Origin of the sequence: Pseudomonas putida, from assembly GCA_041879295.1 — a bacterium.
GTDB lineage: Bacteria > Pseudomonadota > Gammaproteobacteria > Pseudomonadales > Pseudomonadaceae > Aquipseudomonas > Aquipseudomonas putida_Y.
In genome coordinates, this window is record CP047152.1 from 1,831,795 (window position 1) to 1,847,910 (window position 16,116).

The 16,116-nt window shown below is 60.9% G+C and carries 13 protein-coding genes; 11 read left to right on the forward strand and 2 right to left on the reverse strand.

Annotation, left to right across the window (positions count from 1 at the left end; translation table 11 throughout):
* Nucleotides 1-235: 235 nt before the first annotated feature.
* The 11 genes from sdhC (at nucleotide 236) to GST84_08490 (ending at nucleotide 14,347) form a co-directional block, all read left to right on the forward strand.
* The gene (sdhC, locus tag GST84_08440; GenBank protein XGB15730.1) at nucleotides 236-610 is read left to right on the forward strand and encodes a succinate dehydrogenase, cytochrome b556 subunit; all 375 of its coding nucleotides are present in this window, start codon (nucleotides 236-238) and stop codon (nucleotides 608-610) included.
* Entirely contained in the window at nucleotides 604-972 is a 369-nt protein-coding gene (gene sdhD / locus GST84_08445; protein ID XGB12392.1) for a succinate dehydrogenase, hydrophobic membrane anchor protein, read from the forward strand. The genes sdhC and sdhD overlap by 7 nt, the downstream gene beginning before the upstream one ends.
* A gap of 3 nt (nucleotides 973-975) precedes the next feature.
* On the forward strand, nucleotides 976-2,748 hold the full coding sequence (locus GST84_08450) for a succinate dehydrogenase flavoprotein subunit (GenBank protein ID XGB12393.1): 1,773 nt from the start codon (nucleotides 976-978) through the stop codon (nucleotides 2,746-2,748).
* Between the two features lie 11 nt (nucleotides 2,749-2,759).
* On the forward strand, nucleotides 2,760-3,464 hold the full coding sequence (sdhB, locus tag GST84_08455) for a succinate dehydrogenase iron-sulfur subunit (protein ID XGB12394.1): 705 nt from the start codon (nucleotides 2,760-2,762) through the stop codon (nucleotides 3,462-3,464).
* A 246-nt stretch (nucleotides 3,465-3,710) separates the two neighbouring features.
* Nucleotides 3,711-6,542 (forward strand): 2-oxoglutarate dehydrogenase E1 component, encoded by a 2,832-nt coding sequence (locus GST84_08460; GenBank protein ID XGB12395.1) that lies wholly within the window; start codon nucleotides 3,711-3,713, stop codon nucleotides 6,540-6,542.
* 42 nt (nucleotides 6,543-6,584) lie between these two features.
* Nucleotides 6,585-7,808: a 2-oxoglutarate dehydrogenase complex dihydrolipoyllysine-residue succinyltransferase gene (odhB, locus tag GST84_08465; protein ID XGB12396.1), complete on the forward strand. Its 1,224-nt coding sequence runs from the start codon at nucleotides 6,585-6,587 to the stop codon at nucleotides 7,806-7,808.
* A gap of 96 nt (nucleotides 7,809-7,904) precedes the next feature.
* Nucleotides 7,905-9,341 carry a dihydrolipoyl dehydrogenase gene (gene lpdA / locus GST84_08470; GenBank protein ID XGB12397.1) on the forward strand — a complete coding sequence of 479 codons (1,437 nt, stop codon included), beginning with the start codon at nucleotides 7,905-7,907 and terminating at the stop codon, nucleotides 9,339-9,341.
* A 172-nt stretch (nucleotides 9,342-9,513) separates the two neighbouring features.
* Complete coding sequence (gene sucC, locus GST84_08475) at nucleotides 9,514-10,680, forward strand: ADP-forming succinate--CoA ligase subunit beta (GenBank protein ID XGB12398.1); 1,167 nt, start codon at nucleotides 9,514-9,516, stop codon at nucleotides 10,678-10,680.
* Nucleotides 10,680-11,564, forward strand: a complete 885-nt coding sequence (sucD, locus tag GST84_08480; protein XGB12399.1) for a succinate--CoA ligase subunit alpha — start codon at nucleotides 10,680-10,682, stop codon at nucleotides 11,562-11,564. Before sucC ends, sucD begins: the two co-directional genes overlap by 1 nt.
* Before the next feature lie 484 nt (nucleotides 11,565-12,048).
* On the forward strand, nucleotides 12,049-13,362 hold the full coding sequence (gene brnQ / locus GST84_08485) for a branched-chain amino acid transport system II carrier protein (GenBank protein XGB12400.1): 1,314 nt from the start codon (nucleotides 12,049-12,051) through the stop codon (nucleotides 13,360-13,362).
* Between the two features lie 235 nt (nucleotides 13,363-13,597).
* Nucleotides 13,598-14,347 (forward strand): DUF599 family protein, encoded by a 750-nt coding sequence (locus GST84_08490; protein ID XGB12401.1) that lies wholly within the window; start codon nucleotides 13,598-13,600, stop codon nucleotides 14,345-14,347.
* A gap of 27 nt (nucleotides 14,348-14,374) precedes the next feature.
* On the opposite strand, the gene GST84_08495 is transcribed toward GST84_08490, so the two are convergent.
* Together GST84_08495 and GST84_08500 are read right to left on the reverse strand one after the other, a co-directional pair.
* Nucleotides 14,375-14,917: a thiamine pyrophosphate-binding protein gene (locus tag GST84_08495; GenBank protein ID XGB12402.1), complete on the reverse strand. Its 543-nt coding sequence runs from the start codon at nucleotides 14,915-14,917 to the stop codon at nucleotides 14,375-14,377.
* A complete protein-coding gene (locus GST84_08500) occupies nucleotides 14,914-16,110 on the reverse strand; it encodes a PepSY domain-containing protein (GenBank protein XGB12403.1) in 1,197 nt (398 codons plus the stop codon). Before GST84_08500 ends, GST84_08495 begins: the two co-directional genes overlap by 4 nt.
* Nucleotides 16,111-16,116 lie beyond the last annotated feature (6 nt).

The window sequence follows — 16,116 nt, forward strand, 5'->3', positions numbered from 1 at the left end:
TCCCGAAATTCTCGCCCATTTACGCCTTTTGTTCATTAAAGGCAATGCGCTATTTGGGCTACCCCGTCACGTTGTCATAAGCAGCCTAACTGTCTATACTCGGCACCCGACCGCCAGGGGCTTGCAAGCCCGAACTGCTGGGGGTCGCCGTTCCCTGGGTGGTGGGTACCTGACCAGTACACTTACCAACAACTTTGCCCTGATTCGCTAGGGGCTCTTCAGTGTGAAAAAAGCCGTGAAAAGCCAACGACCTGTAAACCTAGACCTAAGGACCATCAAGCTCCCCGTCACTGCGTACACGTCCATCCTGCACCGTATCTCCGGCGTCATCCTGTTCATCGGCCTTGCCATCATGCTTTATGCACTGGGCAAGTCGCTGGGTTCCGAGGAAGGCTTCGGTGAGGTGAAGGCGTGTCTGACCAGCCCGCTGGCCAAGTTCGTGACCTGGGGTCTGTTGTCCGCCCTGCTTTATCACCTCGTGGCAGGTGTTCGACACCTGATCATGGACATGGGTATCGGTGAGACGCTGGAAGGCGGCAAGCTGGGCTCGAAAATCGTGATCGTCATCTCCGTGGTGCTGATCGTTCTGGTGGGAGTTTGGGTATGGTAACCAATGTCACGAACCTGTCGCGTTCGGGCCTCTATGACTGGATGGCGCAGCGCGTTTCTGCGGTCGTTCTCGCGGCTTACTTCCTCTTCCTGATCGGCTACGTGGTCGCCCACCCAGGCATCGACTACACCCAGTGGCATGGTCTGTTCTCCAACAACGCGATGCGGATCTTCAGTCTGCTGGCCCTCGTTGCCCTGGGCGCTCACGCCTGGGTCGGCATGTGGACCATTGCAACCGACTACCTGACGCCTATGTCGTTCGGCAAGTCGGCAACTGCGATTCGTTTCCTGTTCCAGGCGGTATGCGGCGTTGCGATGTTCGCTTACTTCGTCTGGGGTGTGCAGATTCTCTGGGGTATCTGATCCATGGCTAGCATTCCAACCATTTCCTTCGACGCCATCATCATCGGTGGCGGCGGCGCCGGCATGCGCGCAGCGCTGCAACTGGCTCAAGGCGGCCACAAGACTGCCGTAGTCACCAAGGTCTTCCCGACCCGTTCGCACACCGTATCCGCCCAGGGCGGCATCACCTGCGCCATCGCTTCGGCCGACCCGAACGACGACTGGCGCTGGCACATGTACGATACCGTCAAGGGTTCCGACTACATCGGCGACCAGGACGCTATCGAATACATGTGTCAGGAAGGCCCGGCTGCGGTCTTCGAGCTGGACCACATGGGTCTGCCGTTCTCGCGCACCGAAACCGGCCGCATCTACCAGCGCCCGTTCGGCGGTCAGTCCAAGGACTTCGGTAAAGGTGGCCAGGCCGCCCGTACCTGTGCCGCTTCGGACCGTACCGGTCACGCGCTGCTGCACACCCTGTACCAGGGCAACCTGAAAGCTGGCACCACGTTCCTCAACGAGTACTACGCCGTTGACCTGGTGAAAAACCAGGACGGCGCATTCGTTGGTGTGATCGCCATCTGCATCGAAACCGGCGAAACCCTGTACATCAAGTCCAAGGCCACTGTGCTGGCCACTGGCGGTGCGGGCCGTATCTACGCTTCCACCACCAACGCCCTGATCAACACCGGTGACGGTATCGGCATGGCCCTGCGTGCAGGCGTGCCGGTGCAGGATATCGAGATGTGGCAGTTCCACCCGACCGGTATCGCCGGCGCCGGTGTACTGGTCACTGAGGGTTGCCGCGGTGAGGGTGGCTACCTGATCAACGCCCACGGCGAGCGCTTCATGGAGCGTTACGCGCCGAACGCCAAAGACCTGGCCGGCCGCGACGTGGTTGCCCGTTCCATGGTCAAGGAAATCATCGCCGGCAACGGCGTGGGCCCGAACAAGGACCACGTACTGCTGAAGCTGGACCACCTGGGCGAGGAAGTGCTGCACAGCCGCCTGCCAGGTATCTGCGAACTGTCCAAGACCTTCGCCCACGTCGACCCTGTGGTCGCACCGGTGCCGGTAGTGCCAACCTGCCACTACATGATGGGCGGCGTTGCCACCAACATTCATGGCCAGGCCATTACCATGGACGCCGACGGCCAGGATCACATCATCCCGGGTCTGTTCGCCGTAGGTGAAGTGGCGTGCGTATCGGTTCACGGTGCCAACCGCCTGGGCGGCAACTCGCTGCTCGACCTGGTGGTGTTCGGCCGTGCTGCCGGCCTGCACCTGGAGAAGGCGCTGAGCGAAGGCGTGGAATACCGCGACGCCAGCGACACCGACGTCGATGTTGCCCTGAACCGCCTGAACAAGCTCAACGAGCGTACCAGCGGTGAAGACGTTGCCAGCCTGAAGCGCGAGCTGCAGAGCTGCATGCAGAACTACTTCGGTGTATTCCGTACTGGCGAATACATGCAGAAGGGTATCGAGCAATTGGCCGGTCTGCGTGACCGTATCGCCAACGTCAAGATCAACGACAAGTCCCAGGCCTTCAACACCGCGCGTATCGAAGCGCTGGAGCTGCAGAACCTGCTGGAAGTTGCCGAAGCTACCGCCATCGCGGCGGAAGCCCGTAAAGAGTCCCGCGGCGCTCACGCCCGTGAAGACTTCGAAGACCGTGACGACGAAAACTGGCTGTGCCACACCCTGTACTACCCGGGTGAGAAGCGCGTTGCCAAGCGCGGCGTCAACTTTGCGCCGAAGACTGTTCCAGCCTTCGAACCAAAAGTCCGGACTTACTAAGGGTGGCTGCTATGTTGAAAGTCGAAGTTTATCGTTACAACCCGGACACCGACTCGGCGCCAAAAATGGAGTCGTTCGACGTCGATACCGGCGGCAAGGACCTGATGGTGCTGGATGTATTGGCACTGATCAAGGAAAAGGACGAGGGTTTCTCGTACCGTCGCTCCTGCCGTGAAGGCGTTTGCGGTTCCGATGGCATGAACATGAACGGCAAGAACGGCCTGGCCTGCATCACCCCGCTGTCGGCGGTTGTGAAGGGCGGCAAGCTGGTTCTGCGTCCGCTGCCAGGCCTGCCGGTCATTCGTGACCTGGTGGTCGATATGAGCATCTTCTACAAGCAGTACGAGAAGGTGAAGCCGTTCCTGCAGAACGACACCCCGGCACCGGCCATCGAGCGCCTGCAGTCGCCGGAAGACCGTGACAAGCTGGACGGCCTGTACGAGTGCATCCTGTGCGCTTGCTGCTCGACTTCCTGCCCGTCGTTCTGGTGGAACCCGGACAAGTTCCTGGGCCCGGCAGCACTGCTGCAAGCTTACCGCTTCCTTGCCGACAGCCGCGATACCAAGACTCAGGAGCGCCTGGCGTCCCTGGATGACCCGTTCAGCGTATTCCGCTGCCGCGGGATCATGAACTGCGTAAACGTTTGCCCGAAAGGTCTGAACCCGACCAAGGCAATCGGTCACGTACGTAACATGCTGCTGCAAAGTGGCACCTGATACAAAGCGTTGTACCTGCAGTAAGCCGAGGTGCGGGTGGTGAGCCCGCACTGAGGTAAAACCCGAACAAGGGCCCACAAAGCCCGCGTTCATTACCTATGAAGATATGAGACCAGCAGGGGCTTTCCGGGCTGGTACCCGGAAAATCAGCAGGATCCAGGTGGCGTGGTTCAGTCGCTGTTTTCGGACTTTTCCAGGTTTGCTGTGGCTCTCGCCGATCAGTCCCCTAATCGAGGGTGACCAAGCATGCAAGAAAGCGTGATGCAGCGCATGTGGGATAGCGCCCACCTTTCAGGTGGTAACGCTGCATATGTGGAAGAGCTCTACGAGCTCTACCTGCACGACCCTAACGCTGTGCCAGAAGAGTGGCGCACTTACTTCCAGAAGTTGCCAGCCGACGGCAGCACCGCTACTGATGTATCGCACTCGACAATCCGCGACCATTTCGTACTGCTGGCAAAGAACCAGCGCCGCGCCCAACCGGTTTCCGCCGGGAGCGTGAGCAGTGAACACGAGAAGAAGCAGGTTGAAGTTCTGCGACTGATCCAGGCCTATCGTATGCGCGGCCATCAGGCTGCCAAGCTCGACCCGTTGGGGTTGTGGCAGCGCCCTGCGCCCGTAGACCTGTCGATCAATCACTACGGCTTGACCAATGCCGATCTTGATACGACCTTCCGTGCCGGCGACCTGTTCATCGGCAAAGAGGAGGCGAGCCTACGCGACATCTTCGATGCACTCCAGAAGACATATTGTCGCACCATTGGCGCCGAATTCACCCACATCGTCGATTCCGAGCAGCGCAGCTGGTTCCAGCAGCGCCTGGAAAGCGTGCGCGGCCGTCCGGAGTTTTCCGCTGACGTGCAGGCCCACTTGCTCGAGCGCGTGACCGCCGGTGAGGGCCTGGAAAAGTACCTGGGCACCAAATACCCGGGCACCAAGCGTTTCGGCCTTGAAGGCGGCGAGAGCCTGATTCCGATGCTGGATGAAATGATCCAGCGTTCCGGCTCTTACGGCGCCAAGGAGGTCGTGATCGGCATGGCCCACCGTGGCCGCCTGAACGTGCTGGTGAACACCTTCGGCAAGAACCCGCGCGAGCTGTTCGACGAGTTCGAAGGCAAGAAGATGAACGAGCTGGGCTCCGGTGACGTTAAGTATCACCAGGGCTTCTCCTCGAACGTGATGACCCCGGGTGGCGAAGTGCACCTGGCCATGGCGTTCAACCCGTCCCACCTGGAAATCGTATCGCCGGTGGTCGAAGGTTCGGTGCGCGCCCGTCAGGACCGCCGCAACGACACCGTTGGCGACAAGGTGCTGCCGATCTCGATCCACGGCGACGCTGCATTCGCTGGCCAGGGCGTGGTCATGGAAACCTTCCAGATGTCGCAGACCCGCGGTTTCAAGACCGGCGGTACCGTGCACATCGTGATCAACAACCAGGTTGGTTTCACCATCAGCAACCCGCTGGATGCGCGCTCCACCGAGTACGCGACCGACGTTGCCAAGATGATCCAGGCACCGATCCTGCACGTGAACGGCGATGACCCGGAAGCCGTGCTGTTCGTCACCCAGCTGGCCATCGACTACCGCATGCAGTTCAAGCGTGACGTGGTCATCGACCTGGTCTGCTACCGTCGCCGTGGCCACAACGAGGCTGACGAGCCTAACGGCACCCAGCCGCTGATGTACCAGCAAATCAGCAAGCAGCGCACTACCCGTGAGCTGTATGCCGAGCAGCTGATCCAGGCTGGTCGCATCGACGCCGAGCGCGCTCAGGCCAAGATCGACGAGTACCGCAACGCGCTGGACAATGGCCTGCACGTGGTGAAGAGCCTGGTCAAGGAGCCGAACCGCGAGCTGTTCGTCGACTGGCGTCCGTACCTGGGCCATGCCTGGACCGCGCGTCACGACACCCGTTTCGACCTCAAGACCCTGCAGGACCTATCGGCCAAGCTGCTCGAGCTGCCGGAAGGTTTCGTGGTGCAGCGTCAGGTGTCGAAGATCTACGAAGACCGTCAGAAGATGCAGGCCGGTGGCTTGCCGATCAACTGGGGTTATGCAGAGACCATGGCTTACGCCACCCTGCAGTTCGAAGGTCACCCGATCCGTATGACCGGCCAGGACATCGGCCGTGGCACCTTCTCGCACCGTCACGCGGTGCTGCACAACCAGAAGGACGCCAGCACCTACATCCCGTTGCAGAACCTGTTCCCTGGCCAGCCACGTTTCGATCTGTACGATTCGTTCCTGTCCGAGGAAGCGGTACTGGCCTTTGAATACGGCTACTCCACCACCATGCCGAACGCGCTGGTGATCTGGGAAGCCCAGTTCGGCGACTTCGCCAACGGTGCGCAAGTGGTGATCGACCAGTTCATCACCAGTGGTGAGCACAAGTGGGGCCGCCTGTGCGGTCTGACCATGCTGCTGCCACACGGCTATGAAGGGCAGGGGCCGGAGCACTCGTCCGCGCGTCTGGAGCGTTACCTGCAGCTGTGCGCCGAGCACAACATCCAGGTCTGCGTACCGACGACGCCGGCACAGATTTACCACCTGCTGCGTCGCCAGGTCATCCGCCCGCTGCGCAAGCCGCTGGTCGTCCTGACGCCGAAGTCGCTGCTGCGCCACAAGCTGGCCATCTCGACCCTGGAAGACCTGGCAGAAGGCTCGTTCCAGACCGTGATCCCGGAAATCGACGCAATCGATCCGGCCAAGGTCGAGCGTCTGGTGCTGTGCAGCGGCAAGGTCTACTACGACCTGCTGGAAAAGCGCCGTGCCGAAGGCCGCGAAGACATCGCCATCCTGCGTATCGAGCAGCTGTATCCGTTCCCTGAGGACGATCTGGTCGAAATCCTTGCCCCTTACACCAACCTCAAGCATGCGGTCTGGTGTCAGGAAGAGCCGATGAACCAGGGCGCCTGGTACAGCAGCCAGCACCACATGCGCCGTATCCTGGGCCGCCACAACAAGGCATTGACCCTGGAATACGCCGGTCGCGACGCTTCCGCCGCGCCAGCCTGTGGTTACGCTTCGAAGCACGTCGAACAGCAGGAAAAACTGCTGCAAGACGCCTTCACTGTCTAACGCCTTCGCGCACCTGAAACCGAATTTAAGGAAACACAGATAATGGCTATCGAGATCAAAGCCCCAACCTTCCCGGAATCGGTTGCCGACGGCACCGTTGCCACCTGGCACAAGAAGCCGGGCGAAGCCGTCAAGCGTGACGAGCTGATCGTCGACATCGAGACTGACAAGGTTGTCCTGGAAGTACTGGCTACTGCCGATGGCGTGCTGGGCGATATCGTCAAGGGCGAGGGCGACACCGTCCTGTCCGACGAACTGCTGGGTTCGATCGTTGAAGGCGGTGCTGCCGCAGCACCAGCCGCGGCAGCCGCTCCTGCTGCTGCTCCGGCCGCTGCTGCCGCTGACGCCGGTGAAGATGACCCGATTGCTGCCCCGGCCGCGCGCAAGCTGGCTGAAGAAAACGGCATCGACCTGGCTACCGTGGCAGGTACCGGCAAAGGCGGTCGCGTCACCAAGGAAGACGTGGTTGCTGCTGTTGCCAACAAGAAGTCGGCACCTGCCGCTGCACCGGCTGCCAAGCCTGCCGCTGCTGCCGCTGCCCCGGTTGTCGTCGCTGCTGGCGACCGTACCGAGAAGCGCGTGCCGATGACCCGCCTGCGTGCCAAGATCGCCGAGCGTCTGGTCGAAGCCCAGTCCAACATGGCGATGCTGACCACCTTCAACGAAGTGGACATGACCGAAGTCATGGCCCTGCGTTCGAAGTACAAGGACCTGTTCGAGAAGACCCACAATGGCGTGCGCCTGGGCTTCATGTCGTTCTTCGTCAAGGCTGCTACCGAAGCGCTGAAGCGCTTCCCGGCCGTGAACGCCTCGATCGACGGCAACGACATCGTCTACCACGGCTTCGCCGACGTCGGTGTTGCCGTGTCCAGCGACCGTGGCCTGGTGGTACCGGTGCTGCGTAACGCCGAGTCGATGAGCCTGGCTGAAATCGAGAACGGTATCGCTACCTTCGGCAAGAAGGCCCGTGACGGCAAACTGGCCATCGAAGAGATGACCGGTGGCACTTTCACCATCACCAACGGTGGCACCTTCGGTTCGATGATGTCGACCCCGATCGTCAACCCGCCGCAGGCCGCCATTCTCGGCATGCACAACATCATCCAGCGCCCGATGGCCATCAATGGCCAGGTCGTGATTCGCCCGATGATGTACCTGGCGCTGTCGTACGATCACCGCCTGATCGACGGCAAGGAAGCGGTAACCTTCCTGGTCACTATCAAGAACCTGCTGGAAGATCCGTCCCGCCTGCTGCTGGACATCTAATCGCGCAGCTGTAAGCTGCAAGCCGCAAGCTTCAAGCTGAAGCCTGCTGGTCTTGCGGCTTGCAGCTTGCCGCTTGAAGCTAAAAAGGAATCTTTTATGACCCAGAAATTCGACGTAGTGGTGATTGGTGCAGGTCCTGGCGGCTATGTGGCTGCCATCAAGGCTGCCCAACTTGGTCTGAAGACTGCCTGTATCGAGAAATACACCGACGCCGAGGGCAAACTGGCCCTGGGCGGCACCTGCCTGAACGTAGGTTGCATCCCTTCCAAGGCGCTGCTGGACAGCTCCTGGAAGTACAAGGAAGCCAAAGAAAGCTTCAACGTCCACGGTATCTCCACTGGCGAAGTGAAGATGGACGTCGCCGCGATGGTTGGCCGCAAGGCTGGCATCGTCAAGAACCTGACCGGTGGCGTTGCCACCCTGTTCAAGGCCAACGGCGTCACTTCGATCCAGGGCCACGGCAAGCTGCTGGCCGGCAAGAAGGTCGAAGTCACCAAGGCTGACGGCACCACCGAAATCATCGAAGCCGAGAACGTGATCCTGGCTTCCGGCTCGCGCCCGATCGACATTCCACCGGCTCCGGTCGATCAGAACGTCATCGTCGACTCCACCGGCGCCCTGGAATTCCAGGCCGTACCGAAGCGCCTCGGCGTTATCGGTGCAGGCGTGATCGGCCTGGAGCTGGGCTCGGTATGGGCTCGCCTGGGTGCTGAAGTCACCGTGCTGGAAGCCCTGGACACCTTCCTGATGGCTGCCGACACCGCCGTGTCGAAAGAAGCCCAGAAGACCCTGACCAAGCAAGGCCTGGACATCAAGCTGGGCGCTCGCGTCACCGGCTCGAAAGTCAACGGCAATGAAGTCGAAGTGACCTACACCAACGCCGAAGGCGAGCAGAAGATCACCTTCGACAAGCTGATTGTCGCAGTCGGCCGTCGCCCGGTGACCACCGATCTGCTGGCTTCCGACAGCGGCGTGACCATCGACGAGCGTGGTTACATCTTCGTCGACGATTACTGCGCCACCAGCGTTCCGGGCGTGTACGCCATCGGTGACGTGGTACGCGGCATGATGCTGGCCCACAAGGCTTCGGAAGAGGGCATCATGGTCGTCGAGCGCATCAAGGGCCACAAGGCCCAGATGAACTACGACCTGATCCCTTCGGTCATCTACACCCACCCGGAAATCGCGTGGGTCGGCAAGACCGAACAGGCCTTGAAGGCCGAGGGCGTTGAGGTTAACGTGGGCACCTTCCCGTTCGCGGCCAGCGGCCGTGCGATGGCTGCCAACGACACCGGTGGTTTCGTCAAGGTCATCGCCGATGCCAAGACCGACCGCGTTCTGGGTGTTCACGTGATTGGCCCATCGGCTGCCGAACTGGTGCAGCAGGGCGCAATCGCAATGGAATTCGGCACCAGTGCCGAGGATCTGGGCATGATGGTCTTCAGCCATCCAACCCTGTCCGAAGCGTTGCATGAAGCAGCGCTGGCGGTGAATGGCGGCGCCATTCACGTGGCCAACCGTAAGAAGCGTTAATTATAAGAAACCACGGCGGGCTGCCCGTCGTGAGTCTTGCGTGCATGACTCACCGCGGAAAGTCCGCCGGACCGGATCACATGGGATAACCCGGGGTCAACGGTCACAGGTGGTGCGGCGCCACTGATGGCGCAGCGCCGAAGCGCAGTACCTAACGAAGACGGTAAAAAGCATGAATCTTCACGAGTATCAGGGTAAGCAGCTGTTCGCTGAATACGGCCTGCCAGTTTCCAAGGGTTTCGCAGTCGATACCCCTGAGCAAGCTGCAGAAGCCTGCGACAAGATCGGCGGGAACGAGTGGGTTGTAAAAGCCCAGGTTCACGCGGGTGGTCGCGGTAAAGCGGGCGGCGTAAAGCTGGTTCGCAGCAAGGAAGACGCCAAGGCGTTTGCTGCACAGTGGTTGGGCAAGAATCTGGTTACCTACCAGACCGATGCCAACGGTCAACCCGTCTCCAAGATTCTGGTCGAATCCTGCACTGACATCGCCAAAGAGCTGTACCTGGGCGCTGTAGTCGATCGTTCGAGCCGCCGTATCGTGTTCATGGCTTCCACCGAAGGTGGCGTGGACATCGAGAAAGTCGCTCACGAAACGCCTGAGAAAATCCTCAAGGCCACCATCGACCCACTGGTCGGCGCTCAGCCGTTCCAGGGTCGCGAGCTGGCATTCCAGCTGGGCCTGGAAGGCAAGCAAGTTCAACAGTTTGCCAAGATCTTCGTTGGCCTGGCCAAGCTGTTCAAGGATCACGACCTGGCGCTGCTGGAAGTGAACCCGCTGGTGATCAAGGCCGATGGCGACCTGCACTGCCTCGATGCCAAGATCAACATCGACGCCAACGCCATGTACCGTCAGCCGAAGCTGAAAACCTTCCACGACCCGTCGCAGGACGATGCCCGTGAAGCCCACGCTGCCAAGTTCGAACTGAACTACGTTGCCCTTGAAGGCAACATCGGCTGCATGGTCAACGGTGCCGGCCTGGCCATGGGTACCATGGACATCGTCAACCTGCACGGCGGCAAGCCGGCCAACTTCCTTGACGTTGGCGGTGGTGCTACCAAAGAGCGCGTAACCGAAGCGTTCAAGATCATTCTGTCCGACAGCAATGTCGCGGCCGTTCTGGTCAACATCTTCGGCGGCATCGTTCGCTGCGACATGATTGCCGAAGGCATCATTGGTGCAGTGAAAGAAGTCGGCGTCAAAGTTCCGGTTGTCGTTCGCCTCGAAGGCAACAACGCCGAACTGGGCGCTAAAGTACTGGCAGAAAGCGGTTTGAACATCATTGCGGCAACCAGCCTGACCGACGCTGCTCAACAAGTTGTCAAAGCTGCGGAGGGCAAGTAATGAGCGTCCTGATCAATAAAGACACCAAAGTCATCTGCCAAGGCTTCACTGGCTCGCAGGGTACTTTCCACTCCGAACAGGCCATTGCCTACGGCACCAAGATGGTCGGCGGCGTAACCCCAGGCAAGGGTGGCACCACCCACCTGGGCCTGCCGGTGTTCAACACCGTCAAGGAAGCCGTGGAAGCTACCGGCGCTGATGCTTCGGTCATCTACGTACCGGCTCCGTTCTGCAAGGACTCGATCCTGGAAGCTGCCTTTGGCGGCATCAAGCTGATCGTCTGCATCACCGAAGGCATTCCTACCCTGGACATGCTGGATGCCAAGGTCAAGTGCGACGAGCTGGGCGTTACCCTGATCGGCCCTAACTGCCCAGGTGTCATCACCCCGGGCGAGTGCAAGATCGGCATCATGCCAGGTCACATCCACTTGCCAGGCAAGGTCGGTATCGTTTCGCGTTCCGGCACCCTGACCTACGAAGCTGTGAAGCAGACCACCGACGCCGGCTTCGGCCAGTCGACCTGTGTCGGCATCGGCGGTGACCCGATCCCGGGCTCCAACTTCATCGACATCCTGAAGCTGTTCCAGGAAGACCCGAAGACCGAAGCGATCGTCATGATCGGTGAGATCGGCGGTTCGGCTGAAGAAGAAGCTGCGGCCTACATCAAGGCCAACGTCACCAAGCCTGTCGTTTCCTACATCGCCGGTGTTACTGCACCTGCGGGCAAGCGCATGGGCCACGCTGGCGCCATCATCTCCGGCGGCAAGGGCACTGCGGACGAGAAGTTCGCCGCCCTGCAGGACGCGGGTGTGAAAACCGTGCGTTCCCTGGCTGACATCGGCAAGGCCCTGGCCGAGCTGACTGGCTGGGAAGCCAAGAAGTAATACTGCTACACCCCCCACGCGCACAAAGGCCACCTTCGGGTGGCCTTTGTCGTATGTGGGGTTTCTGTATGCCTATGCCGCCCTCTTCGTGGGTAAGCACGCCCCCTCAGAGAGATGACAATCCCTGGGGGGCTATGCAGTACCTGTGGGAGCGGGTTCACCCGCGAAGGGGCCGGTGCTGGCGATAGGGATTCTTCGATAGGTTTAATAGGAATTTTCACGCAGACGAATGTTTCAATCCGAGGATAATTCCTCCTGTCCTCGGTCGCACAGACGACAAACATGTACGTACATCGGACAAGCAGCACTGTGCCAGTGCGTTTGACTGACAAAACAGTTACATTACGCGTTCACTCTGTGCCCGTACCCCAAAAGGGAACGACACGCTAAACGGGTCTGGCCTATCAAGCCGGGCAGCATTTCCCCTCATCCAAAGGGAAATCCCCTCTCGAATCCCGATTTCAGCAGTGTGGTACTACCTTAAATGAAAGTTCTCAAAGGCCAGGATATCCTGGCGCTTGGCTTTATGACGTTTGCGCTTTTTGTGGGTGCAGGCAACATCATCTTCCCGCCTATTGTCGGTTTGCAGTCTGGCCCGCATGTATGGATGGCTGCACTGGGCTTCCTGGTGACTGCCGTCGGCCTGCCGGTCATCACCGTGGTCGCCCTGGCCAAGGTCGGTGGCGGCATGGACGCCCTGAGCAGCCCGATTGGCAAGTTCTTCGGTGGCTTGCTGGCGGCCGTGTGCTACCTGTCGGTAGGCCCGCTGTTCGCCACCCCGCGTACCGCGACCGTGTCGTTCGAAGTGGGTGTTGCGCCGCTGACCGGTGAGAGCCCGCTGGCGCTGTTCATCTACAGCCTGGTGTACTTCGCCGTGGTACTGGCGGTGTCCATGTACCCAGGCAAGCTGCTCGATACCGTAGGCCGCTTCCTGGCACCGTTGAAGATCATCGCCCTGGCGGTGCTGGGCATCGCTGCCTTCGCCCTGCCAGCCGGAACCATTGGTGACGCACAGCCGGCCTATGCCGCTGCCGCATTCTCCAAGGGCTTCTCCGACGGCTACCTGACCATGGATACCCTGGGTGCCCTGGTGTTCGGTATCGTCATCGTCAACGCCATCCGCTCGCGCGGGGTGGAGTCGCCGAAGCTGATCACCCGTTACGCCATCATCGCTGGCCTGATCGCCGGTGTCGGCCTGGCGCTGGTATATATCAGCCTGTTCCGCCTGGGTGCCACCAGCCACGATATCGCGGCTGACGCCACCAACGGTGCCGCGGTGCTGCATGCCTACGTACAGCACACCTTCGGCTCGCTGGGCAGCGGCTTCCTGGCCGTGCTGATCGCGCTGGCCTGCCTGGTAACCGCAGTTGGCCTGACCTGTGCCTGCGCCGAGTACTTCAGCCAGATTCTGCCGCTGTCGTACCGCGCACTGGTGGTGATCCTCGCCGGCTTCTCGCTGCTGATTTCCAACCTTGGCCTGACCAAGCTGATCATGTTCTCGATCCCGGTGCTCACCGCCATCTATCCACCGTGCATCGTGGTGGTCGGCCTGAGTTTCGTGAAAGACCTGTGGAACTCGCCAACGCGCATCCTGGCGCCCGTGATGCTGGTATCGCTGCTGTTCGGCATGGTCGATGCGATCAAGGGCAGCAGCCTTGCCCACGTGTTGCCGGACTTCATGGCGCACCTGCCATTGAGTGATGCCGGCATGGCCTGGCTGGTGCCTTCGGTGGTGACCCTGGCGGGTGCCGTGGCCTGCGACCGCATGCTCGGCAAGCCGCGCGAGGCGTTGGCCTGACCGCACAAGTCGAAGCCTGAGGGCGGCACCGGCCACAAGCCGAAGGGTGCGCGCCAAGGGTGAAAACAAGAGAGCCCCGTATCCGTAAGGATGCGGGGCTTTTCGTTGGTTGCCTGTTACAGTCTCTTCGCAGCAGGCCAGGCATTTTCCAGTGTGCAGGTGTGCCTTTTGCCGCTTGCCAGCGTCGAAATCCGGTCCCTATCCTTTAGGCACATGGCCCTTTCGGTAACCCTGCATGAACTTCATCCAAAGCAACCTCAACAACCTGCTGGCCATCGCCTGGTTCGCCCTGTGCTGGGGTGGCTATACCCGCTATGCGATCTGGAAGGGGCGCGACACCGCTTGCCTGGCCAGTGTGCTGCACCTGTACCGCGAAGACTGGATGCGCCGCATGCTGCTGCGCGACAACCGCATCGCCGATGCCAGCGTGATCGGTAATCTGGAGCGCAACGCCTCGTTCTTTGCCTCCAGCACCCTGATCATTCTGGCTGGCATCCTCACCGTGCTCGGTGCCTCCGACCGGGCTCTGTCGTTGCTGGCCGACCTGCCGCTGGTTCAGCAGACATCTCAGGGCATGTCGGAGATCAAGCTGCTGTGCCTGGCCATGGTATTTGTCTATGCCTTCTTCACGTTCAGCTGGTGCATGCGCCAATACAATTTTGCCGCTGTGCTGGTGGGGTCGGCGCCGATGATCGGCGAGCGGCTGGTCAACGAGCTGGAGCGAAAGGCGTTCGCCTCCCGCGCGGCGCGCGTGCTTTCACTGGCTGCCAACCAGTTCAACTTCGGCCTGCGCTCGTACTATTTCGGCATGGCCATGCTGACCTGGTTCATCAGCCCCTGGCTGTTCATGGTGGTGAGTGTGGGCGTGGTATTGATCCTGTACCGCCGTGAGTTCCATTCCGATGTACTGGATGTGATGGTCTTCACGCCCACTGAAAGTGCCCCCACGGACGCGGGAAAGGAAAGCGCCGCTGGCAACGCTTGAGCCGATCAGGGGGCGCCACCCGGTTGTCTAGCGGCTGCCAGCCTGCGTCTGCAGCCAGGCGACTGTCGCTGGCGAGGCCTGGCTCAGGGGAATCGAAGCCTGGTGCACGCTGCCATCCCAGCCCTCCATGGTGATCCACAGTTCAGCGTTGGGCCGGGTCTTGGCTGGAACCGGGACGGAAGCGCCCATGCTGTACGGTGAACCGAAGAAAATGCTCCCGGCCGCGCGCAGGCTGCGTGGCTTGCCCACCCGCAGGTAAGTGGCCTTCACTTCGCCGATACAGTGGTTGCACAGCGCCGCACTGAAACTCTTGAAATACCCGGCTGGGCCTTCCTGGCGGGGCGCCGCAGCACGGAATTCGGCCAGACGCAGGCTCCATGGGCCTACTGCGACCACACCCGCCTCACGCTCACCCAGCCCGGCTTCTCCTTTGAACAATGCCTGGTCGGCAAAATACCTGGGCATGAACCCCAAAGGGACGAGTATCAGCAGGATGTTCAGGTGAAAGCGCCATTTCAGCCACAGGCGGCGTGAGGCCGAAGGTGCGTCGGCGGTGGTGGCTCGGCTCATCGGGCGGTCTCCGGCAGGTGGGCGTCTTGCGCGGCGGTAGCCGTCGGTGCGCTGCGGGGTTTGCGTTTCAGTGCGGCTGCAGTGGCCTGTGCGGTGCGCTTGCTCCAGATCAACAGGCCGCTGAGCACCATCAAGGTCAGCACCAGGCCAAAAACGAACCAGATCATCTTGACCCACAGCCCGCCGAAGTCGCCAGTGTGCAACGGGCGCATGGATTCGGTGACGAACTCCAGTGAGGTGCGATCATCCAGGGTGTGCGAGGTGGCGACCACGCCTGTGTACGGGTTGATGCTGGCGCTCTGGAACATCAGCGGGTACCAGCCGCGGCCACGGATGTTGAAGGTGTCATAGGCATTGCCTGGCAGGCGCACGAAGGATGCCTCGAAGCCGGGGATCTGCGCCTTTACCGTTTCGATGGCATGCTCCAGGCTGACCAGCCGGGGCGCTTCGCCAGCCTGCAGCAGCGGTACGTCATCGCGGGCCACCACCGCGGGTACGTCGCGGCTTGAGATCGAGATGTGGTTGTCGGCCAGCAACGCCTGGATCAGGAACCAGGTGCCGGTGATCGCGATCACGGCAATGAACCAGATCGACCAGATACCGCTCAGGCGATGGAAGTCACCCCAGAAGATGCGGGCACCTTGGCGAAAGCGCAGGGTAGGTTTCAGAAAGCCTTTCCAGAAGCGCTTGTAGACGACCAGGCCGGTGACCAGCGAGGCAAGCATCGGCAAGCCCAGCAGCGAGACCAGGTACCACCCCCACGGGTAGCCGTTGCCGAAAGGCACCAGCCACCAGCCATGCAAGGCGCGGGTGAACTGGCGGAAGTCGAAGGAGGGGCTGATGCCCTGGATCTTGCCTGTATAGGGGTTCACGTAGAGGTTCTGGGTGGTGTTGTCCGGCTGCACCACCTGCACCTGCAGCGCAAAGTGCGACTCGTCCGGGCGCATGATGTATTGCACATCCAGCTCGGGGCGCGCTTCACGCAGGGCCTTGAGCACCTGGTCGTAGGTCAGCAGTGGCGCATCATCGCTCGGCTTCGCCGCGCGTATCTCCGGTTTGGCCAGCCACACCAGCTCCTGGCTGACCACTGCCAGGGTGCCGGTGAAGCAGACGATCAGCACGAAGAACCAGATGGGCAGGGCCAGCCAGCTGTGAACCAGGAACCAGAGTTTCGAGCGTGACTTTTTGGACATAGGGGC